This window comes from Tenacibaculum jejuense (genome assembly GCF_900198195.1).
Classification (GTDB): domain Bacteria; phylum Bacteroidota; class Bacteroidia; order Flavobacteriales; family Flavobacteriaceae; genus Polaribacter; species Polaribacter jejuensis.
The window spans coordinates 2,303,609-2,327,807 of sequence record NZ_LT899436.1; the positions used below are offsets into that span (position 1 = coordinate 2,303,609).

The following is a 24,199-nucleotide window of genomic DNA, read 5'->3' on the forward strand; positions in this document are numbered from 1 at the left end:
TAAAAAAATATTAAACAAAAAATAATTCTAAAGACATTATTATAATAGTTTATTTATTTTCTTTGGACCAAGCTAAATAACCTCCGTTTAAATCATAAATTTTTTTAAACCCTAATTCACTGCATATTTTAGAGGCTTTTCCACTTCTTTTTCCGCTTCTACAATACAAATAAACAGGTTTCTCTTTATTTAATTGATTTAATTCAGCTTTAAAAGTTGATGAGAAATAATCTATTGATTTTGCATTTAGAATATGACCTTGATTAAATTCTTTGGAAGTTCTAACATCTATTAATTGAATATCTTGATTGAGTATTTCTTTTTTGAATTCTGAAACGTTTAACACGATTATATTTGAATCTTTTTTAGACGTGCACGAAAGTGTAAAAATTGTCATTATAAGTATTGTTAGTATGTGCTTCATCTATCGTTTTATTTTCAAATTGATATTCATGATGAAAATTAAAACTTTTATCAGGAATCATCTCAAATTTTAGCGAAAATTAACAATTCTATTGCAAAAAAAATAAACTGTTAATTCGCTTTGTAAGCTTCTAAAGATGGGTTTATATCTTTAGTTTTGTTTCCTGCAAAAAACAGTAAAAAACCAACCAATAAATTAACCAAATGAAGTATCTATTTACAATCTGTAGTTTACTTTTTATACAACACTTTTCAGCACAAACTTTAAAAGGAAAAATAATATCGCAAAATGATATTCCTATAATAGAGGCTCATATTTATAATTCAAGTGATAAACATCATACGCATAGTAATGATAGAGGTGCTTTTATTTTACACCATGTAAAAGTTGGAGATACATTAATTGTAAGTCATATCAACTACAAAAAGAAACAAGTCATTATAAATGATTTAAAACCAATTACAATAACTTTAGAAGAAAACTTAGTATCGCTTGAAGAAATTACCATTGCTAAAAAATTAAATGCTTTAAATGTAATTGCAGATGTAGACATACAAGTTTCGCCAGTAAATTCTTCACAGGAAATTCTACAAAAAGTTCCTGGTTTATTCATTGGCCAACATGCAGGTGGAGGAAAAGCAGAACAAATTTTTCTTCGTGGATTTGATATCGATCATGGAACTGATATTACAATAACAGCAGATGGTCTTCCTGTAAATATGGTTTCTCATGCACACGGACAAGGATATGCAGACTTACACTTTGTAATTCCAGAAACCGTTGATAAAATAGATTTTGGTAAAGGTGCGTATTATGCAGATAAAGGAAACTTCAATACAGCAGGATATGTAAACTTTAAAACCAAAGAAAGATTAAGCAATAATTTATTAAAGCTAGATGTGGGTCAATTTAATACAAAACGTTTATTAGGAATGTTTAATATTATGAATAACAACAAACAGAGTGCTTATATTGCTTCAGAATATATTTTGACAGATGGGTATTTCGAGAGTTCTCAAAATTTCAATAGATTAAATATTTTTGGAAAATACAGTTTAAATGTAACTGACAATGATAAAGTTGGACTAACTGTTTCTCATTTTACAAGTAAATGGGATGCTTCTGGACAAATTCCTCAACGTGCTGTAGATAGTGGATTAATAACTCGTTTTGGTGCTATTGACGATACTGAAGGAGGTTCTACAAGCAGAACTAACGCTTTACTTACTTACGACAAGATAATTTCTGAAAATGCTTCTATTAAAAACAAAGTTTTTTATAATCGTTATGATTTCGAATTGTTTTCTAATTTCACTTTTTTCTTAGATGATCCTGTTAACGGTGATCAAATTAAACAAAAAGAAACTCGAAGAATTTTCGGTGCAACAAGTGATTATAAACAAAATTTTACTTCACTTGATGGAAGTTTTTCTGTTGGAATTAGCTTGCGAAATGACAGAAGTTTTGGTAATGAATTAGCAAATACAGTAAATCGTAGGCAAACTTTAAATCGAATTCAGTTTGGTGATATCAATGAAACAAACCTTGGAAGTTATGTAAGTGCTAATTTTAACTTCGGAAAGTTTACTATAAATCCAGCTTTACGCTTAGATTATTTCAATTTCCAGTATAATGATAATTTACAAACGAATTACGAAACACAGTCTGAAACAGCTAGTGTTGTCAGTCCGAAATTAAACATTTTCTACAATCATAATGACAATACTCAGTTCTATTTAAAAACAGGTAAAGGTTTTCATTCAAATGATACTCGAGTAGTTGTTGCTCAAAATGGAAATACAATTTTACCTGCTTCTTATGGATTTGATGCTGGAATTATCTGGAAACCTATTCCTAAAATTTTAATTAACACAGCATATTGGTATTTATTCTTAGAACAAGAGTTTGTATATGTTGGAGATGCAGGAATTGTAGAACCTAGCGGAAAAACTAATCGTCAGGGAATTGATTTTAGTTTAAGATATGAACCAATCGATCAACTTTATTTCAATTTTGATGCAAATTATACACACGCAAGAGCTTCAGAAGAATTAAAAGGACAAGATTTTATTCCTTTGGCTCCAGATTTTACGTTAACAAGCGGATTAAGCTATAAAAGTAAATCAGGATTTTTTGGAAGCGCGCAACTAAGACATATTAAAGATAGACCAGCAAATGAAGATAATTCTATTGTTGCTGAAGGTTACACTGTAACAGATTTAAATGTTGGTTATGAGTTTAAAAACATAACATTTGGTGTACAAGTAAAAAACCTTTTTGATACAGAGTGGAATGAAACTCAATTTGCAACAGAATCTCGTTTGCAAAATGAAGTAAATTCTGTTGAAGAAATTCATTTTACACCTGGAACTCCTTTTTTCTTAACTGGAACTATTTCTGTTAGGTTTTAGGGATTTAATCTAATTTCAAAATCATTTAAAAAGACTCGATTACAATATTGAGTCTTTTTTATTTTACAATTAGTTTATATCCAACTCCATGAACATTGGTAATTTTTATGGTTTCGTCTTCAGCCAATTTCTTACGTAATTTAGAAATATAAGTATCTAAACTTCTACTAACCACTACTCCATTATCTTCCCATACTTTCTTTGTTAGTTCCTCTCGTTTTACAGTTTGATTTAAATTTTCTACAAGAATTAAGAGTAAATCACATTCTTTTTTAGATAGATTCATTTCATTAGAATTTCTAATAAGAATATTCCTATCTGGTAAAAAAGAATAGTTACCTATAGTTAGTTTTACTTCATGTTCAACTACTGTATTTTTACTTCTTTGCTGTTTCCTTTTAAATAATAACAAGAGAATAATGGTGACTACAATTAGTAATACTATTATGATATAATAACTCTTATAATTAGTTGAACTCATTGTAACATCTTCTGTGAAGTTTATTCTAATTGTATAACAACTTTTAGCTAAAATTCTATTTGCACAAGGAATAATACCTTCTTGTACTCTTTTTTTCATGAAATAACTATAAGCAACTTCATTATCAACACATTGAAATACTTGTACAATATAAGCTTCTGGTAATTTTGCTTTTTTAAAGTTCGTTTCAATTAACTTTACTAATTTATCTGGTTCTATTTCTATAGCACTAGGAAATGCTATTTCATAAGTTGCATTATCAACTTTTTTTACTGGTAAAACAGGAGATGTTAAATCTTTATTAGCAGCAAGTATTTCATGACCAACTTGTCGGATGGAAACTTTTACTATTTCTGAAAAATAAGATTCTGTAGAAGATGAATTACAAGAAATCAGACTAACCGTAAAAAGTAAGACAATTATTCGTACAGAACTCAAAAAAAGTTTTTTATAAATCATTGTAACAAATAACATATAATTTTACGATAATTTATAGCTTTTGACACTTCTTTTACACTCTTTTGACACTTTTTGGATAAGCATATTCTAACTTTGAGATATCAAAAATGAAATAAAATTTCGCGATATTTTTTCATAAATTACTAATTATTAAATCAATAAAAAAATGATTAAATATATAATCTTAGGAATTACCTTACTTTTTTCAATTTCTTGTAAAAAAGAAAATAAAGTGGAAATGAAACAAGAAAAATCAGTGGCACAAAATATAAAAACAGATAATTTTACGAGTCCTTATTACAATAATAACTATCCATATGATATTTCAAAAAGCAATATGCCATATGAGCTAACTATGAAAACTTTTCAACTACGAACAGATACTCATAGTTTAGAAATTGATATGTTATTACATCAAGGTGCATTTTTTGTTTCTCCAAAATCTAAAGGTGATTTTAAAGGAAAATTTAGAGTAGAGTTTTCTGAAAGTAAACATATTGAATTAGAAGATGGAATTTTAGAATCTCCTTTATCCAAAGAAACCTTTGATCCTCATCCATATGTTAATGGTTATGTAAATTGGGTAAAAGAAAATACTATTTATATTAAGAATTTTAAAATTTTGACACCGAAAGAGAATTTCACAGTTACAGGAGTAATAAAGTTTGTTATTGAACCTCGTTGTACATTAGAAGAAATTCCTTTTATTATTGTCCATGAACATGGTGAGTTAAGAGTTCGTAGAGATGGATGTTAGTGGTCAATGATCAGTTATCAGTTATCAGTTATCAGTTATCAGTTATCAGTTATCAGTTATCAGTTATCAGTTATCAGTTATCAGTTAATAATATATTATTCGTTGCTTATTGATAACTGTTCTCTGACGTTTTTTTGATAATTTTGACAATCTTATGCATTCAAGAAACTTACATAAAGATTCTGCTTACGATTTTGAAAAATTATCTGATGCAAATCCTGATTTAAAAGCTTTTACTTTTAAAAATGAATATCAAAATACTACCATAGATTTTGGTAATCCGAAAGCTGTGGTAGCTTTAAATAAAGCTCTTTTAATCGCACATTACAATGTATCAAATTGGGAATTACCCGAAGGATATTTATGTCCGCCAATTCCTAGCAGAGTGGATTACATACATCATATAGCTGATATTGTTACTGAAAAACAAGAAATTAAAGGATTAGATATCGGCGTTGGAGCAAATACAATTTACTGTATTTTAGGAAGTCAAGTTTATAATTGGAAAATGATAGGATGTGATATTAATGCTGAAAGTATTAAAATTGCTCAAAAAAACATTGATTTTACACCTAAATTAAAGAAAAACGTAAGTTTAATTCATCAAAGTAATAATGCAAACATATTTGAAGGTGTTATAAACGTTAATGATTATTTTGATTTTTCAGTCTGTAATCCTCCTTTTCATAATTCTGAAAATGAAGCTAAAAAGGGAACATTACGCAAGCTTAATAATTTAAATAAAAAAGATTTTGAGCTTAATTTTGGTGGTCAGGCTAATGAATTGTGGTGTAATGGTGGTGAAGCTTTATTTTTAAAACGAATGATTAAACAAAGTACATTGTTTAAAAATCAAGTAGGTTATTTTACGAGTTTGGTCTCTAAAAAAGAACATTTGCCAAAGTTAGAGAAACAACTATCTAAACTAAAAGCAAAGTATAGGGTAATACCGATGCAGCATGGTAATAAAATCACAAGAATTTTGGCTTGGTCTTACATTAAAAACTTTTAAAATTACTCTGTAACTATTCCAGAATACTGAATTGGAAATCGATGTGTAGAAATGATATCCATTCGGGTTTTTAAATTCTTATAGATGACTAAAGTTACATCATAACTTTCTGTATTTGAGTTTTTATCACGAATTGTAAACTTTATTTGGTGATTATCTCTCTTTGTTTTCGAAGTTTTGTAATTCGTAATTTTATCATCAAATTCAATTCCAACATTTGTATTATTATAACTTCCAGCGAATTGACGTTCTCCATAATATGGTAAATCTCCAATAGTTATAGAATCTTTACTAAATTTAAAAACACTTCCATGACCTGTAATATCGATCATGTTAATTGTATTTCCGTTAGGTAAAAAGACATTTGCAGGTAAAGAATTTAAAGCTGCTGTAACTCTAGGATAAGCTCTTTTAGAATTAATACTAAAAGGTTTACCATCTACAATTTCATTGAACTTTTTCAATTGTACAGCTGTGTAACTTTCTTTTGTTGATGCACAACTAACACTTAAAAGTATAAGTAACAAAAAGTAAAATACTCTAATCATAATAGTCGCTTTTACTATAAAATTACTAAAAATCAAGTAAAACTTTGAAAACTAACTGTTAAATTAACCATTCAGCTTATTGTCTTGTCTGAAAACAGAAGGAGTTACCCCTACAAATTTTTTAAACGCTGAATTGAATGAGGATAAACTATTAAAACCTACCTCAAAAGCTACAGCTGAAATTTTATAATGCTCACTATCCTTAGAGATTAGTTTTTCTTTTGCTTCATTTACTCTTTGATAATTGATAAAGTCGTTAAAATTCTTCTTGCTGTATTGGTTGATTACCGAGGATGTTTTGTGAGGTGTTAAGCCTATGTTTTTACTTATTTGTACTAATGAAATACTAGGATTTAAAAATTCTTTTTCTTCAATAATCAATTTTGAAATTTTATTAAAAAAAAGTAAATCATCATTAACTTTAAAACTTTCTCCATCTATATCTACACTGTTCAATTTAAATGCTTGGTATGTTAAAAAATAGATAACAATACTGTATAATATTGGTCCAAAAATGTATGGTATTGTATTTTCTATAATATTCAAAAAGTAAGAAACCCATATCACTATACAACTAATAATGAGTGTTTTCAACCATTTTATAATGGCCTTTTGAGATTTACTTTGTACTTTATTTATTTCTTTTTTAACACGCCTTAATATTCTATTTGCTAAGAAAATATAAATAGCAAAATGCAAATAAATAAAAATGAGAATACTGCCAAAAATGATTACAGTTTCTCTATTATTTGAACTGAACCAATTCTTTGGAATAAAAAAACTCAAGCTAAAAACGACAAAAAAAGGAATAAGTTCTAGAGTGTGAATTCTAAGTAATTTAAAATCTGGTATAGTCATTGCTTTAAAATACCAACACAATAAAGGGCCAATTAATAACAAAAGTGCTAGTCCTAAAATTATAAAAGTAGGCTCTAGATCTTCTCCAAAATAAAGTAATATCGATTTTCCTACCCTAAAAGCCATAAAGATTAAAATCAACCCCAATAATGTATTGGTCAACTTCTTTTTCTTTTTGAAAAAAATCAAGTAAACAGCAAACAGCATACCATGTAGAAGTCCAGCACTACTTAATATAATTAGAAGTATATCAGAAAAGTTCACATCTTTATTTTTCTCAAATTTAATTGTTTTTATTTGATCGTTTTTCTTGATTTTTAATGTGTGAAACCAGACTTATCAATTCAAAAAAGTCAGTTACTTTTCCTTCCATCATAGCTAAAACACTGTGTTTAGCTATCAATAATCTTGAAATTGGTTTATTTTCTTGAACAATCATTTTTTTGATTTTTTCTTTTGCTATTTTCTTCCCTTTTGATTTGTAAATAGACAAAATAGCTACAGCATTTTCTTCATCAGTAATTTCTCGTTCTTTGGGTGTATATCCTAATTGTTTGACCATTGTTTCAGCTACTTTCCAAGTAGACCAAGGATTTTGTCCAGTGATTATATTATTATCATGGCAAACTTTTTCTAGATATTTTCTGTTTTGATTAAATTTAGCTCCTTGCGCTCTTATTTTTTCTTCTAATAAAAAGGGAAATATTTTTTTAGCATCAGGAATTAAAAACAATTCTTCATCATTCGTAAAGCTAGTAATGTTTTTATCTTTTAGTAAAGGTGAGCCATTATTTAATCTCACATTTATTAAAGCCGCTGGGCCGTGACATACAGCTCCTATTACTTTATCATTTTCATAATAATCTTGAACCATATCTATAATCTTAGGATGATTTGGAAAATCAAACATTGCTCCTTTCCCTCCTACAAAAAAGACAGCATCGTATTTCGTGAAATCTATAGTGCTTAATCGTAATGTATTTTTCACTTTTGATTGAGCTTTTTGATCGTTCAAAAATGCGTAATCATAAATTCCCATATCTTCTTCATCAATTACAACAGGAGCTTTACCTCCTTTTGGACTTGCCACAAAGACCTCGAATCCATTTGCCTGAAAAACATAATATGATCTTGCTAATTCTGTTAATTCATAACCTGTTTTTTTATTAGATGTTCCCATTACAGCCGTACTTGTAACAACAGCTAATATTTTTCCTCTAGTTGAAACTTTATGTTCTGATAGATATGAGATGTCTTGTGTTGTTGTATTTTCAAGACTTAAATCTTTTGGTGGTATTAGACTTTTAAACCAAAATCCAAAACAAACAACAATTAAAACTAAGCTTACAATTGTTACTAAAGTGTACTTTAAAAAACGATATTTTTTCAGCATTTCTATATTTTTTATTGATGCTAAATACGTCTAAAACTCGCTTAAATACTGAGTAAATTATAATTCTGTCAACCTAAAATGTAAAAAACTATGATTTTGAATAATATTTTGCATGTATCACAAAAAAAAGAGCTTGTAATAAGCTCTTTTGAATTAGTTAGTTGAATTTTAGTTTTCTTATTTTTTAGTTTCTAAAACTAAATATTCCCAAGGTTTCAATTCAACTTCAGTTGTTCCTTTAAATTCTTTTTTAGTAAAATAATCTTGTTGAGTTCCTTCTGAAGTTAAAGTAATTTTCTGATTTTCTTTAGATAAATTAGCTACAAATGTTAATTCATCGCTTTCCTTTGCTCTTGAAAAAGCTAACACGTGATCATTTTTAAGATCAATTTTAGTATAATTAGCTTTTTCTTTTCCTCCATGCATCGCTTTGTTCGCTTTCTTTAAGTCAGCTAATTGTTCTAATAAAGTCCATTCTGTACCTTTAGCTTTTGGAATAGAATCTTTTTCAAAAAACTTTAATCTATGACTTAAACCGTATTCTTGTCCCGAATAAATTAAAGGCATTCCTGGTGTTACATAATTCAATACGGTAAAAGCATTAGCACCTTCTCCCATTCTTTCTTGAATAGTTCCATTCCAAGAATTTTCGTCGTGGTTTGTAACAAAATTCATAATAATGTCATCAGCAGCATAACGCTTTGTATCTTTATCAAAAGTAGCGTACCAATCATCTACTTTTTTCTCACCTTTAGCAATATGATTCATTGCATGATGACGATCCCAGCCGTATCCCATATCAAACAACCCATCTTTTAATAATTCTGGTTCCCAAGCTTCTGCTAACATAAAAATGTCTTTTTTCGCTCTTAATTGTGGAATGGCTTCTTGCCAAAAAGCTGTAGGAACTTGTCCAGCTACATCACAACGAAAACCATCAATATTTTCATTAACAATCCAATGGCTCATATCTGCGATCATTTGTTTACGTAATTCTGGATTTTCATAGTTTAAATCAGCAACATCTGTCCAGTCAGTTCCTTCAGGGTGAATAACTTCTCCTTTGTCATTTTTTTTGTAAAAATCTGGATTAGTTGTTAACCAAGTATGATCCCAACCTGTATGATTAGGAACCCAATCTAAGATCACATAAATACCGTTATCATGAGCAGTTTTCACTAGCTTTCTAAAATCTTCAATAGTTCCGAATTCAGGGTTAATTTTTTTGAAATCAGACACAGCATAGTAACTTCCTAAGTATTTTTTTCTTTCAGCTTCAGGAAATTCAGAAGCAAATTTACTATCCTTTCCTCCTGTAGCTTTACGTTTCGTTTCAGAAATTGGAAATACTGGCATTAACCAGATAATTTTTACTCCTAACTTCTTTAACTCAGGAATATCTTTGGTAAAAGCATCGAAACTACCCTCTGGTGAATATTGACGAATGTTAGCTTCATAAATCACCGCAGTTTCTAAAACTTCATTCGTAATAGGTGATAATGCTTTCACCTCTTTTTGTGGAGTATCATTTACAGTTTGAGTCGTTTTAGTTTGTTCTTGTTTGCAAGAATACAGCAATATACTAATAGATAGTATACTTAATATTTTCTTCATAATGTATTAGAATTTAGTGTTTGTATTTTCTTCCTAAATTTGGATTATTTATAAGTTGAATAGATTTAGAAATTTGTTTGTCTATATTTTTAATTTTACCAATTTGAATTATAATGCTTCTCTTTTTACCATCTGTAAGTCGTGTAAATCTTTCATTTAAATCATGATCTTGAGCTAATAAAACTTGTAATGCTTCAGGTATTTCACCCAAGGGATTTGGATCTTCTTTGATATGAAAATTTATAGTATCTCCTAACTCTTTGTTTAGCGTCTTAAAATTTTTGGTAGATATAATGATAAAAAAGTTACCATCTCCGTAATGATTTAATCCACAACGAAATTCAAGTGTATCGTTTATAGTACATATGAATCGTGTTTTTCGCTTTTGCTCAAATTGATTAATGATTTGTGCTTCAAGTTTAATGAAATAATATCCTCCTTTTCTCTTTTCTAGTTGACCTATACTGGCAGTAGACTGATATTCTTTTATAATGGTATTTGAATTTAACGTGTTCTCTCTAAAAGTACAACAGAAAAAGGAGAATCAATACTAACTTTTCCTTCGCTAACTGTTACTTTCTGACCAGAATAAGCATCTTTTAACTCGTCTCCATTCTCGAAAACTGTAGTTACATCAATTACTTTACCACCTTGTTTTAAATCAACTCCAATTACAACTTTGTCTGTAAATGTATCTTTACTATACTTTCTAGAGAAAATATATGGTGACTCAGTTATCATTGAATGGGTTCCTGCTCCAACAGCTGGATGATTTTTTCTAAACTGACCTAATTTTTGCCAGTGAGTTAAAACTTCTTGTGTTTTTTGATCATTTTGAATAGCATCCCAATTCATAAATGAACGTAAAGTAGCGTCACCTTCAGTTCCATCAATAATTAAAGATCTAGCAGATTCATCTCCATAATATACTTGAGATGTACCTAAACCTAATAATAATCGATTTGCTGTTTCAAAAGTTTTTTCTCGAGTAGGATCATAAGGCATTCCATCATCATGAGAACTCATGTAATTCAACACTCCATATCCTTTTAAATCGTTGCTTAAAACTTGATTATATTTTTCATTAAAGTCTTTAAAAGATAGTTGTTTAGCATTCCATTTAAATTCAAAATTGATTAAACTATTAAATGCATTATGGAAATAATTCACTTCTTTGTCTCCAAAATTGAATTGTTTTCCGTTTGAAATACTGTAATTATACACTTCTCCTACTAAATAAAATCCATTGTCATCTAACACTTTAGATGGATTATTCTTTTTCCATTCTGCAAATGTATAATCACACTCTTTTCTAAATTCTTGCCAAACATTTTCTTCTGTATGCTTAACAGTATCAACTCTGTAACCATCAATTCCGTACTCTGTAATATAATCAGTTAGCCATTTCATGATATAAAAACGAGGTGCTCTTGGATATCCTGTTCTTGTAAAAAATTCATCTAATTCTTTTACTTCTTGTTCGTAACGTCCTTCTTTCTTCCACTTTTCAACTAGTTGTGGTGGTAAAGCAACTTCTTCGTTACTTTCGGTTTTAATATCTGGTAAATTTTTTACTAAAGTACAAGTGATTGTATTTTCGTAATTATCATATTTACACTGAGGGTCTGTACGAACCCATTCATCTGGCCAAACAGGATCTTTATCTGTTACTGGGCCAGTATGATTAATTACTGCATCTAATAAAATTCTAATACCATGTTTATGTGCTGTTTCTACTAATTCTTTTAAATCCTTATCAGTTCCATAATTAGGATCAATTTTAGTCCAATCTTTAGTCCAATACCCATGAAAACCATAGGTAATTCCTGTTCCCTCATCTGTTCCTCCATGAATTTGTTCTACAACAGGAGTCATCCAAATCGCATTTATTCCTAATTTATCGAAATAACCTTCAGAGATTTTTTGAGTAATTCCTTTTAAATCTCCGCCTTTAAACCCTCGAAGTTTTGCCGTTTTCTTAGAACGATTGAAGTTGATATCGTTTGAAGTGTCACCGTTATTAAAACGATCTGTGAGTAAAAAATATAAATTCGCTCCGTTCCAAACAAAAGGAGTTTCTTTTTTTTCAGCTATTGGTTTTTCTTCTGCTTTATTTTGCTCTTTGCAACTAACAATGATTAAAGCAAAAAACATTATTAAATATAGTTTCTTCATTACTATAATTTTATAGTGATTTTATTTGATTTTGAAGTGTCCCATTGTACAGGAATTACTAATTGGTTTTTAGTAGAATCCCAAGTAAATTCGACCTTCTTGTTGTTTGTTTTTACCTTTTTAGGTTTTGATTTAATATTATGAACTATTAAATTGATTTCTTTTTTACTTTTCTTGAAATTTTCTCCAATTTGTGCTTTTAATTGGATTGAAATTGATTTCTGTTTAGTTTTTGATGAAAACTTTAAAATTTCATACTGCTTTTTTTCAAAAGCATTCGCAGTAACTCCATCATCATTGTACAATTCTCTACTTGATTTTGTCACTGTAGCATGATGATAATAATGTAAATCAAATGCATGTAAAGAATACTCTTTAGTTGTTTGTACTACACTAGTTAATGGAATAAAACTTCCTGCTTTTACATAGGTTGGAATGTTTTCTTCAGTAGTTTTAACATCCTTTGACTTTCCTCCTTCTTCAAGCTCATCAGAATAAAAATTAAACCAATAATGATTTTTAGGAAAGTAAACTCTTTGCTCGGTTTGTTTAGCTTTTAAAATTGGACTAATTAAAAAATCATTACCCCATAAATATGAGGTTGAATTTGTAAAAAGTGATGTAGTATTATCTTCAAAAAACAAAGGACGCATTAACGGTTTTCCTTTCTGATTGTTTTCAAAAACTAAGTTATAATTATAGGGTAATAATTGATAACGTAATTCAATTGCTTTTTTAGCAAGTGCTTTTGCTTTATCTGCTCTAAAAACAGGTTCACTAGGAACTTCTTCTTGTGCATGAGGTCTGAAAATAGGCTGAAACACACCATATTGTAACCAACGTACATATAATTCGTCATCTAAATTAGCTCCTGCAAATCCGCCTAAATCAGAATGCATATAAGATAATCCTTGCATACCCATTTGTAAAGCAATTTCTGGTTGACTTTGTAAACCACCCCAAGTTCTGTTAACATCACCAGACCAAGGAATTAATCCAAATCGTTGCGAGCCAGAATATCCTGCTCGCATTAAAATAAACGGACGTTCGTTAGGATAGTTTGTTTTATAACCATCATAAATTAATTTTGCCCAATCGTGACCGTAAATATTATGAACTTCATCTGCAGTTCCTGTAGCGTGTAGCAATTTAGATGGATGAACTTCTGGTTCTCCTAAATCTCCCCAGAAACCTTCAACTCCCATATCTTTTAAGCCTTTATAAATATTCCAAAACCATTTGTTGCCTTCAGGATTATAAATATCAATTAAACCTGTATTTCCAAAATAAAAATCGTAGGTAAAAGGATTTCCTGCTTCATCTTTACCTAAAATTCCTTTAGATTTAGCTTCATCCCATTTTTTAGATGTAGTTAAAATAAACGGTTCAGTAATTAAAACAGTTTTTACACCTTCTTTCTTGAAATCACTGACCATTTTCTTCATATTAGGAAAAGAATCTTTAAAGACTTCTAAATTTCCCATAGTACCTTTTATATCTTTTCCGAACCAATATAAATCTAAAATAACAGCATCTACTGGAATCTTCTCATTTTTAAAAGCTTGTATTGTATTTCTAGTTTCTTTTTCTGAATGATACCCAAATCTACTAGAAAAATTCCCTAAACTCCAACGTGGAATCATTGGTTGTTTCCCAGTTAAATCTGTATAATTATCTAATAACTCGTACCAAGTATCACCAACAATAATCTGATATGTTTTTCTACCAGAAATCGTTTCATAGGTCAACGAATTATTCTTTTCACTATCTAAATCTAAATATCCAATTGGAGCATTATCGAAGTGAATCATGTATTTCTTTGAAGAAACTACCACTGGCATGGTAAAATTCATTAGCTCTGATCGAGTTTCGTAACCATAATGAGCCCTGTTGTATAATTGTAACTTATTTCCTCTTCTATTCATTCCTAATGCTCTAGCACCTGTTCCGTATAAAACTTCTTCTGAAGTTAAATTCAGTTCTATAGCATCGTTATTTTCTTTTTTATGAAAACCTTTTTTTTCTGAAGTTATTAAGTTTCCGTTGTGGTAATATTTTATCTGAAAAGGAGATTTAATAATTTCTACAGTAGTTGTTTTGGTTTTAAAAATAACTTTTTCACCAGAATCATTTAAATAAATATCTACATTATCAGGTTGTTTGATTACAGCATGAGATGTTGAAGAAAAAGTCTCTTCTTTTGGAATAAAACTAGTTTCTATTATTTGACTAGAATAAAATCTAATTTTATAAGTTCCATCATTAACTTTAACGGTTAAAATATCGCCGTTTTGTACAGAAGCTTCTTTAAAAATTCTGCTACTGTTTTGCGTGTATACAAATGTTTGTACACAAAATAAAATGAAGAAAAGTTTTTTCATTATTTCTTTAATAAAAATAAAAGAGGAATATCTAGTCTCTTACTCCAAGATATTTCTGAATGATTAGTTCCTTCAAATAATAAATTTTTAGAATCACTTTCAGAATATCCTTTTTGTTTTAAAATTTCGTCTACTTTAGGTGCGTATTGAGGGTAATGTTGATCTAAAGTTTTATTTCCGTAATCAAAGTAAATTTTGTGTTCTCCTGAATTTGGTAAATTATCAGCCATATATTTCAATATTGCTTCAGGAAAAGGATTGTCATCCATAGGCATAGCTCCTACCCAGTGTGTTGATAAACAAGCTGCTCCACTAAATATTTTTGGATATTCACTAATGGCATACATAGACATTAATCCTCCCATACTAGATCCCATTATAAATGTGTGATCTTTATCCGTATGAACAGCGTACTTACTGTCTATAAAAGGTTTTAATTCTTTCACAATGAATTTCAGATAATTATCTCCATTCAAAGTGAAATTTCTTGACCCAGAAATACTTTTTAATGCTTTTTTTGCTTCTTCATCAATATAATCGTAAGCTTTTTGTGGAAATAAATCTTGCCATCTGATGTTAGCAATGTTATGAATTCCTACAATAATAAAATCTTTAACTTTTTTCTCCTTAATTAATTTTGAAGATAGTTCATCAATCTTCCATTCTTGTTTGTTCCATGTTTTGGTACTATCAAAAAGCATTTGACCATCGTGCATGTACAATACATTATACTTTTTTTCTTTAGTATAATTTTTAGGTAACCATACATCTACAGGTCTCTCCTTAATAAATTTAGAAGAAAAATGTTCTAAACGTTCTAAAGTCCCTTCAAATAAAGTAACACCAGTTTGTTTGTTAATTACAAAATTATCTTTCTTTTGGGTATTACTTTTAACCTGAGTATTACAACTCAATACTATAAACAAAACTATAAAGTGTAGAACATTTTTCATGCTTAAATTTAACGAACTTAATTAATATTATACAGTTACTAAACTGTTAGGTTTTACCAAAATTTTATTGTTATTTACTAGAAGTTCTAGTTCTTTAGTTCCTTCTAATTCGAATTCTGTTCCTTTCTTAGAAACATTTACTTTCAGTATTTGATTTCTAAAGTTTATTTTAAAAGAATACGCATCCCATTCTTTAGGAATTTGAGGAGTAAAATGTAATAATCCGTCTTTAATACGCATACCTCCAAAACCTTCAACAATACTCATCCATGTTCCAGCCATAGAGGTAATATGTAGGCCTTCTTCTACTTCTTTGTTATAATCATCCAAATCTAAACGAGAAGTTCTTAAATAGAACGTATAGGCTTGATCCATTCTTCCTAGTTTAGCAGCTTGAATACTATGAACACAAGGAGAAAGAGAACTTTCATGAACTGTAAAAGGTTCATAAAAATCGAAATGTCTTTCTAATTCTTCTGTTGTAAAATGATCTTCAAAGAAATAAAATCCTTGTAACGTATCTGCTTGCTTAATGTAAGGTGAACGTAAAATACGATCCCAACTCCACTTTTGATTAATTGGGCGTTGTGATTGATCTAAATCTGCAACGGTAATTAACTCTTTATCTAAAAATCCGTCTTGTTGTAAGTAAACTTGATGCTTTTCAGAATATGGGAAATACATATTGTCTGCAACTTTCTTCCAATCCGCTAACTCTTCAGCTGTAATGTTTGTTTTAGTTACAATTCTATCATAATCAGTAGAAAAATCAGATTTAACAATCTCTATATTTTCCAAAGCATAATCGATACACCATTTTGCAATGTAGTTTGTGTACCAATTATTGTTGATATTGTTCTCATACTCGTTAGGACCAGTTACACCTAACATTACATATTTTTGTTTATCCTCTGAAAAGTTAACTCTTTGGTGCCAAAAACGTGCAATACCAATAAGAACTTCTAATCCCATTTCTGGAATATAACTATAGTCATTTGTATACCTATGGTAATTGAAAATAGCAAAAGATATTGCTCCATTTCTATGAATTTCTTCGAAAGTAATTTCCCATTCATTATGGCATTCTTCACCATTCATAGTTACCATTGGATATAAAGCTGCTCCGTTTTTAAAACCTAAGTTTTTCTCAGCGTTTTCAATAGCTTTATCTAACTGATGGTATCGATACGTTAGTAAACTCTTGGCAACTTCTTGATTTTTGGTAGCCATATAAAATGGTAAACAATATGCTTCAGTATCCCAATATGTACTACCTCCATATTTTTCACCTGTAAATCCTTTCGGACCAATATTTAATCGAGCATCTTTACCTAAATATGTGTGATTTAATTGCATGATATTAAATCGAATACCTTGCTGAGCTTTTACATCACCTTCGATAGTAATATCTGCCATTTCCCAAATATTAGCCCAAGCTTCTTTTTGTTGAGATAATAATGTTGAAAATCCTAAATCTGTTGCTAATTTTAAGGTGTTTTTAGCAGCTGTAATCAATTGATTTTTATCGTGATTTCTATCCACTACATAACCTCCAAACTTATGAATACTGGCAGTTTCATTCGTTTTTACTTGAGTTATATATTTGAAAGAAACTTTAGTTGCTGATTTTTCAACTTCAGGATTTTGTTCTTGCTTTTTAGCATTTACAAAAACTTCAGATTGCATAAAAGTACAAGTATGAAAATTAGTTTTCATTGTATGTGCTTCTATAAATGCTTGATCATTTTCTGTTGAAACATTAATTGTATTCCAAAATTGATCATCCCAATTACTGTCTTCATTTTGAATACCACTATCTAAATAAGGCTCAAAAATAACTGTAGCATCAGCAGAAATAGGTGTTACATTATATGAAATTGCTCCTACTTCATCTAAGTCGATACTCAAGAAACGTTTTGTTTCTACCTTTATTTCTAGTCCGTTGGCTAATGTAGCATCGAAACTACGTGATAACCAACCTTCTTTCATATTTAATTCTCTTCTAAAATTAGATATTTTCTTACATGTATTTAAATCAAGTTCTTCTCCATTGATACATACATTAATTCCAATCCAATTTGGTGCATTTAAAACTTTAGCAAAATACTCTGGATATCCATTTTTCCACCATCCTACTCTAGTTTTATCAGGGTAATAAACTCCAGCGATATAACTACCTTGAAAAGTTTCTCCTGTGTATTTTTCTTCAAAATTAGCGCGTTGCCCCATGGCTCCATTACCGATACTGAATAAACTTTCAGAAGATTTTACTCTATCTTCATTAAATCCTTCTTCAATAATAGACCATTCGTTCGGTATGATATAATCTTGATTCATTTCTAGTTTTTAATTATTGTACGGGGGGTTAGTGTTTGTTTATAAGTTGAGTTATAAATTCTTCTGATATTTCAGAAAAATCTTTGAATACATAATCTGCCTCAGACAATACGTCTTTTTGACCGATACCTATAGATATCATATTTGCAGCATTTGCAGCTTGAATTCCAGCAATAGAGTCTTCAAAAACGATACATTTTTCTGGAGCTATCTCTAAATTTTCTGCGGCTATAATAAAAACTTCGGGGTCTGGTTTTGCTTTGGTAACATTAGTTCCATCTACTATAGAGTCAAATTTGTCGAATAATTCAACTTTTTTCAAGATCGTTCTTGCATTTTTACTTGCAGAACCTAAAGCCAATCCTTGATTTTCTACTTTTAAAAGATTTAGAACTTTTGGAACATCGACTAAAATTTCATCTTCAGTCATTGTTTCTATATAAGACAAATAATCAGTGTTTTTTTTGTCCATTAATTGAAGAAATTCTTCTTCAGATATAGAAACTCCTCCCCAATTTAAAATCTTTTCAAGTGATTTTACTCTACTTACTCCTTTTAATTGCTCGTTTTGATCTTCTGTAAAATCGATACCTAAATCGTTAGCTAATTTTTTCCAAGCTAAAAAATGATATTTAGCGGTGTCTACAATAACACCATCTAAATCAAATATGAATCCTTTTTTATTCATAATTATAGATGAGAAACATCTGTTTTATCGTTAATTTTAAATGATAGAAATCCTGCTATAATGAATGCTATACCGCTTACAACTAAAGCAAATACAGCTTGGTTTCCGTAAGCATATTTTACTAATGGACCTCCTATTATTCCATTAATAATTTGAGGAATTACGATGAAGAAATTAAAAATTCCCATGTAAACTCCCATTTTCTTTGGTGAAATAGAACCAGACAGCATTGCATAAGGCATAGATAGAATACTAGCCCAAGCTATACCTATTAAGACCATAGGTAATATTAAAGAGTTAGGACTTGGCATAAAATAAATTAATATGAGTCCAATACCTCCAATAAAAAGAGAATAAGCATGAGTTTTCTTTCTACTTATTTTTTTGGCAATTGTTGGTAATAAAAAGGCAAAAATTGCAGAAACTCCATTGTAAATTCCGAATAAAATTCCAATCCAATTTCCTGCTTCTTGATAAGTTTCACTACTTGAATCGTCATAAGGTAACCCGTATATGTGCTGCGCTACAGCAGGAACAGAAAAAACCCACATTCCAAATAAACCAAACCAAGAAAAGAACTGAACCCAACTTAATTGGCGCATGGTTTCTGGCATTTTTTTAAAGTCTTCGAAAATATCTGTTAGTTTAGCTTTGTGAGTATCATCAACAGTATCAGATTCATTATTTTCAAATTGAGCTAATTCTTCTGGAGAATATTCTTTTGTTGTAAATAAAGTAACTAAAATAGAACCTATTAAAACCACAGCTCCAATAATAAAAGACCATAATAAATTACCTGGTACAGCACCTTCTTCAGCAGTTTTTGGTACACCAAACCATTCGGTTAAAACCCAAGGCAGCCATGATCCAACTACAGCTCCAATACCAATAAGTGCAGTCTGAATACTAAATCCTTGTGTAGCTTGTTCATCAGAAAGATTATCGGCAACTAAAGCTCTAAATGGTTCCATTGCTATATTAAAAGATGCATCCATAATCATAAGCATACCTGCTCCAACCCAAAGTGCTGGAAGTATAGCAATCATGAAATTAGCTTGAGGAATAAGAATCATTCCTACAGACGCTAAAACTGCTCCTAATAAAAAGAAAGGCTTTCTTCGGCCAAATCTTGTCCAAGTATTATCACTGTAGTGTCCAATTATTGGTTGAACTAGTAACCCCATAAAAGGTGCTATTAACCAAAACCATGAAAGTTCATGGACATCAGCCCCAAAAATCTGTAAAATTCTACTTGCGTTAGCATTTTGAAGGGCAAAACCCATTTGAATTCCAAGAAAGCCGAAACTCATGTTCCAGATTTCTAAGAAACTTAATTTACGCTTCTTCATTATCGTAAAGTATTGTTAGTTATATACTACGATAAGCGCTAGACTTATCATTCTTTTTTGCGGAAGTAAGATTGCTGATAAATCTAAATATGCGGTAAATATATAAATTTTATTTACACAGAAAAGAAATTAATCAAGATTTGCTCGATTCTCTTAGTTTTAAATTACTAGAGATCACCTTTGTTTGAGGAAATCTGTCGTTATCTTTATTTTCGATTCTGTCTATTAATAATTCTGCCGCTTGTTCTCCCATGGTATATCCATGTTGAACAACAGTTGTAATTGAAGGTGATGAATATTTTGAGATTAAACCATCTGTGAATCCAATAACAGATAAATCATTTGGGATATCTAAATTCTTTTCTTTTGCTATTTTTATTGCTGTCGCTGCATATATTTCATTTACAGCGAAAACAGCATCTAAATCTTCATTGAAAAGTACTTTTATTTGTTCATAAATATCTTGCTCTTCGTCAACATTTACGATTAATTCTTTACTCACTTTTATCCCTTGTTCTTTTAATGCTCTTTCATAACCTTGATAACGATCAAGTCCAACTGTAACATGTTCAGGCGTTGTAACTATTCCAATTCTTTTACAACCAATATCAGTTAAATATTTTGTTGCCTTATACCCTGCTCCAATATCGTCTACAATAACTTTATCACATTCTATGGAATCATGAACTCTATCAAATAAAACAATTGGCATTTCATTTTCTATCAAACGGTAAAAATGATCTAAAGCTTTATTTCTCAAAGTTTCTTTGGCTATAGAAACTATTAGACCATCTACACTACCATTGGTTAACACGTTAATCGTTTCAATTTCTTTTTCTTGATTTTCATTAGAGAAACACACCATAATATTATAGCCTCTTTCATTTGCCACTCTTTCAATTCCGCTGATGACTGTAGAGAAAAAATGATGTACAATTTTCGGTAATACAATACCAATAACTTTTGTCTTTTGGTTACGCAATTGTAATGCTAGATTGTTAGGTCTATAATTATAATAATTTGCATAAGCTTTAATTCTATCTTTAGTTTCTTGACTAATCTCATGACTATCTCTAAGTGCTTTTGAAACAGTAGAAGTTGATACGCCTAATTCTTTTGCTATTATTTTAATGGTAATTTTTGGCTTCATATTTTAAAAATATAATGATATCTATAGGGGTTTATTGTTAAAATGATTTTTAGTTATTTTAATTACAATTTTATTTGTAATTTTTTACAAAACTGATAAAAAATTTGAGTTATATTATTAATGTGTTAAGTTAAAGTTAAAAAGTTATCAACACGAAAACGGTTTCGTAGGAATAATCATTAACAGAGCGTTGTTTTAATACCTATATTCACAACGCGGAACAACGATTGTTGATAACAAACTAATTCAAATTTACGTATTTACTTAAGATTTTTTACATGAAAAAAATGAAACTAATTTTCAGTTTATTTCTGTTATGTTTTTCTTTATTAGGTTATGCACAACAAACAGTAAAAGGTACAGTAACTGAACAAGGTACTGGAGAACCTTTACCAGGTGTATCTGTCCTAATAAAAGGAGAAGTAAGAGGTACTGAAACAGATTTTAATGGTAACTATGAAATTAAAGGAGTAAAAGCTTCTGATATTTTAGTGTTCTCATTTATTGGTATGAAAACTACCGAAATTAAAGTAGGTAATCAAACATCTATTAATGTACAATTAGAAGAAGGTGGGCAAGTTCTTGACGAAGTTGTTGTTGTCGGTTATGGTACTACTACTGTAAAAGACGCAACAGGTTCTGTTGAAGCCATTACTGAAAAACAATTTACTAAAGGTAATATTGTTACACCTGAAAACTTACTTAACGGTAGGGTTTCTGGGGTTAGTATTAATACAAGTGGTGCACCAGGTTCTGGATCTCAGATAAGAATTCGTGGTGGTTCATCTCTTAACGCATCTAACGATCCTTTAATTATTATTGATGGATTACCAATAAGTAATAGTGGTGTTGATGGTTCTAGAGGAATATTAGCCAACATCAACCCTAACGACATTGCATCATTTTCAGTTTTAAAAGATGCATCTGCAACTGCTATCTATGGATCACGAGCTTCTAATGGTGTTATCATCATTACAACTAAAAAAGGTAAAGCTAATTGGTCATTAGATTTTGACACACAAGTAACAACAGGAAGAATAAACGATCGTATTAATGTGTTCTCTGCTGATGAGTTTAGAAATTTAGTAAATTCTCAACCTATTTCAGGAACTACATTAGATACAAGTTTACTAGGTACTGCTAATACTGATTGGCAAAATGAAATTTTTAGAAACACGATATCTACTATCCATAATTTATCAGCTAGAGGTACAATTTTTAATGTTATTCCTATTAGAATGTCTGTAGGTTTTAATGATCAAGAAGGAGCGTTATTAACTTCAGAATTTATTAGAAGAAATGTATCTATAGCTTTAAGTCCATCATTATTAGATGACCACTTAAAAATAAACTTAAATTATAGTAGAGCATTTGAAAACAATCGTTTTGCAGATTCAGGTCAGATTGGTGCTGCTTTACGTTATGATCCTACTCAACCTGTTTTTGATAGTAATTCTCCTTTTGGTGGATTTTACCAACACTTAGCAGGAACTGGTGTAGCTAATGGTACTACAAACCCTGTAGCTTCTTTATTACAAAGAAACAATACAGGTAGATCGTTTAGACAATTTGGTAATTTACAATTTGATTATAAATTTCATTTTTTACCAGAGTTAAGAGCTGTAGTTAATTTAGGGTATGACAGAACACAAGCTAGTAGAAAAGATTTTACTTCACTTAGTGTACCTAGAGCTTCTAATGCAGTGATAATAGGAAACGATTTTGAATCTGAAGAATTAAGAATAAATAGTTTATTAGATGGATATTTAAACTATAAGAAAGATTTTAATGAGAATATTACAGGTGATTTTACTGCTGGTTATTCATATCAAAGATTTGAGTTTGACGGAAGTAATACAGGAAATCGTAGAGATGTTGATTCTAAACCTCAAACGTTTGCGGATCCAGATGTAGTTTTAATTGGTTTCTTCGGTAGAGCTAACTTTAGCTTCTTAGATAAGTATTTAGTAACTTTAAATTATAGACGTGACGGAACTTCTCGTTTCGCTGCAAAAAATAGATGGGGTAACTTCCCTGGAGCTGCTTTAGCATGGAAGATAAGCGAAGAAGATTTCTTAAAAGATTCTAAATTTGTTTCAAGTTTAAAATTAAGAGCTAGTTATGGTTTAACTGGACAACAAGAAATTTCAGAAAAAGATATTTTCTTAAACCGATATAGATCTGGTAATGAAAATTCACAATATATATTTGGTGGTGTGCCAATAGCTACTAACATCCCTTCTGAAATTAACGAAGACTTAAAATGGGAAGAAACAGCTACAATAGAATTCGGTATAGATTATGGTTTATTTAATGATCGTGTAACTGGATCTATTAGTGCATTCCAAAAGAACTCAACAGATTTACTTGTTGACGCTCCTACTCCACTAAACTTTACCAATAGAATTATTCAAAATGTTGGAGAATTACAAATAAGAGGTTTAGAATTTTCTATAAACTCAAACGTTGTAGATACTGATGATTTCAGTTTAAACTTTAACTTCAATGGTACTTTATTTGATCGAGAAATTAAAGATTTAAATGCAGGTACAGAATTCGAATTAGGAGGCATAAGTGGTGGAACAGGATCATTCATACAATTAAATAGAGTTGGTGAAGCTCCAAGAGCTTTTTATGTTTTAAAACAATTAACAGATAGTAATGGTAATCCTATTGAAGGTGCTTATTTAGATTTAAATGGTGACGGAACTATTAATAGTGAAGATCAATATTTAAAAGAGAATCCAGATCCAGACGTAATTTTAGGATTCCAAAGTAACTTTAATTACAAAAACTTTGATCTTTCATTCAATTTGAGAGCTAGTATTGGTAATTACGCTTATAATAACGTAAATTCGTCTAGAGCACAATTAAACTTATTAAGAGATAATGCCGTACTAGGTAACATACCAACTTCAGTATTAAGTACAGGCTTTGTAAATACAGCAGATGTTTTACGTTCAGATATATTTATTGAAAACGCATCATTTTTAAGAATGGATAATATTACTTTAGGTTATACTTTCAACAGACCAATTAAAAAGTTTTCAAAAAATAGTATTAGAATATGGACAGGAATACAAAATGTATTTACATGGACAAATTATTCAGGTTTAGATCCTGAAATATTTGATGGGATCGATAATATTATTTATCCTCGATCAAGAAATATTTTATTTGGAGCAAATATTAAATTCTAAAACAAAAAA

Annotated in this window: 18 protein-coding genes and 1 pseudogene; 4 read left to right on the top strand and 15 right to left on the bottom strand. The window is 29.7% G+C overall.

Annotation, left to right across the window (positions count from 1 at the left end; translation table 11 throughout):
• Positions 1-49 precede the first annotated feature (49 nt).
• Entirely contained in the window at positions 50-424 is a 375-nt protein-coding gene (locus tag AQ1685_RS10305) for a rhodanese-like domain-containing protein (RefSeq protein ID WP_231970359.1), read from the bottom strand.
• Positions 425-627: 203 nt separating this feature from the next.
• On the opposite strand from AQ1685_RS10305, the gene AQ1685_RS10310 reads away from it, so the two are divergent.
• Positions 628-2,835, top strand: coding sequence for a TonB-dependent receptor (locus AQ1685_RS10310; RefSeq protein ID WP_095071882.1), 2,208 nt, complete (start codon positions 628-630; stop codon positions 2,833-2,835).
• Positions 2,836-2,893: 58 nt separating this feature from the next.
• Here AQ1685_RS10310 and AQ1685_RS10315 read toward each other — a convergent pair whose 3' ends face one another.
• Complete coding sequence (locus AQ1685_RS10315; protein ID WP_157730180.1) at positions 2,894-3,754, bottom strand: winged helix-turn-helix domain-containing protein; 861 nt, start codon at positions 3,752-3,754, stop codon at positions 2,894-2,896.
• Positions 3,755-3,941: 187 nt separating this feature from the next.
• On the opposite strand from AQ1685_RS10315, the gene AQ1685_RS10320 reads away from it, so the two are divergent.
• Positions 3,942-4,532, top strand: a complete 591-nt coding sequence (locus AQ1685_RS10320; protein WP_095071886.1) for a hypothetical protein — start codon at positions 3,942-3,944, stop codon at positions 4,530-4,532.
• 154 nt (positions 4,533-4,686) lie between these two features.
• Complete coding sequence (gene rlmF, locus AQ1685_RS10325) at positions 4,687-5,544, top strand: 23S rRNA (adenine(1618)-N(6))-methyltransferase RlmF (protein WP_095071888.1); 858 nt, start codon at positions 4,687-4,689, stop codon at positions 5,542-5,544.
• A 2-nt stretch (positions 5,545-5,546) separates the two neighbouring features.
• On the opposite strand, the gene AQ1685_RS10330 is transcribed toward rlmF, so the two are convergent.
• From AQ1685_RS10330 to AQ1685_RS10385, 13 genes and pseudogenes are all read right to left on the bottom strand, one after another.
• A complete protein-coding gene (locus AQ1685_RS10330; protein ID WP_095071890.1) occupies positions 5,547-6,092 on the bottom strand; it encodes a DUF4251 domain-containing protein in 546 nt (181 codons plus the stop codon).
• Positions 6,093-6,155: 63 nt separating this feature from the next.
• Complete coding sequence (locus tag AQ1685_RS10335; protein ID WP_095071892.1) at positions 6,156-7,214, bottom strand: helix-turn-helix domain-containing protein; 1,059 nt, start codon at positions 7,212-7,214, stop codon at positions 6,156-6,158.
• A 19-nt stretch (positions 7,215-7,233) separates the two neighbouring features.
• On the bottom strand, positions 7,234-8,343 hold the full coding sequence (locus AQ1685_RS10340; RefSeq protein WP_095071894.1) for a type 1 glutamine amidotransferase domain-containing protein: 1,110 nt from the start codon (positions 8,341-8,343) through the stop codon (positions 7,234-7,236).
• 177 nt (positions 8,344-8,520) lie between these two features.
• Positions 8,521-9,957 (bottom strand): alpha-amylase family glycosyl hydrolase, encoded by a 1,437-nt coding sequence (locus AQ1685_RS10345; RefSeq protein WP_095071895.1) that lies wholly within the window; start codon positions 9,955-9,957, stop codon positions 8,521-8,523.
• A 13-nt stretch (positions 9,958-9,970) separates the two neighbouring features.
• Positions 9,971-10,168: a YdeI/OmpD-associated family protein gene (locus AQ1685_RS20505; protein ID WP_231970174.1), complete on the bottom strand. Its 198-nt coding sequence runs from the start codon at positions 10,166-10,168 to the stop codon at positions 9,971-9,973.
• A 30-nt stretch (positions 10,169-10,198) separates the two neighbouring features.
• Positions 10,199-10,450, bottom strand: a pseudogene (locus tag AQ1685_RS20640) (DUF1905 domain-containing protein); the annotation flags it as partial.
• A gap of 11 nt (positions 10,451-10,461) precedes the next feature.
• A complete protein-coding gene (locus AQ1685_RS10355) occupies positions 10,462-12,132 on the bottom strand; it encodes an alpha-amylase family glycosyl hydrolase (RefSeq protein WP_095071898.1) in 1,671 nt (556 codons plus the stop codon).
• Between the two features lie 2 nt (positions 12,133-12,134).
• Positions 12,135-14,513, bottom strand: coding sequence for a glycoside hydrolase family 31 protein (locus tag AQ1685_RS10360; RefSeq protein WP_095071900.1), 2,379 nt, complete (start codon positions 14,511-14,513; stop codon positions 12,135-12,137).
• A complete protein-coding gene (locus tag AQ1685_RS10365; protein ID WP_095071902.1) occupies positions 14,513-15,466 on the bottom strand; it encodes an alpha/beta hydrolase in 954 nt (317 codons plus the stop codon). Before AQ1685_RS10365 ends, AQ1685_RS10360 begins: the two co-directional genes overlap by 1 nt.
• A 27-nt stretch (positions 15,467-15,493) precedes the next feature.
• Positions 15,494-17,803 carry a glycoside hydrolase family 65 protein gene (locus AQ1685_RS10370; protein ID WP_095071904.1) on the bottom strand — a complete coding sequence of 770 codons (2,310 nt, stop codon included), beginning with the start codon at positions 17,801-17,803 and terminating at the stop codon, positions 15,494-15,496.
• 28 nt (positions 17,804-17,831) lie between these two features.
• Positions 17,832-18,491 carry a beta-phosphoglucomutase gene (pgmB, locus tag AQ1685_RS10375; protein ID WP_095071906.1) on the bottom strand — a complete coding sequence of 220 codons (660 nt, stop codon included), beginning with the start codon at positions 18,489-18,491 and terminating at the stop codon, positions 17,832-17,834.
• A 2-nt stretch (positions 18,492-18,493) separates the two neighbouring features.
• Complete coding sequence (locus AQ1685_RS10380) at positions 18,494-19,840, bottom strand: MFS transporter (RefSeq protein WP_095071908.1); 1,347 nt, start codon at positions 19,838-19,840, stop codon at positions 18,494-18,496.
• Positions 19,841-19,973: 133 nt separating this feature from the next.
• Positions 19,974-20,990, bottom strand: a complete 1,017-nt coding sequence (locus tag AQ1685_RS10385; RefSeq protein ID WP_095071910.1) for a LacI family DNA-binding transcriptional regulator — start codon at positions 20,988-20,990, stop codon at positions 19,974-19,976.
• Positions 20,991-21,277: 287 nt separating this feature from the next.
• Between AQ1685_RS10385 and AQ1685_RS10390 the strand changes: the two genes are divergently transcribed.
• Positions 21,278-24,190 carry a SusC/RagA family TonB-linked outer membrane protein gene (locus AQ1685_RS10390; RefSeq protein ID WP_231970175.1) on the top strand — a complete coding sequence of 971 codons (2,913 nt, stop codon included), beginning with the start codon at positions 21,278-21,280 and terminating at the stop codon, positions 24,188-24,190.
• Positions 24,191-24,199: the final 9 nt, after the last annotated feature.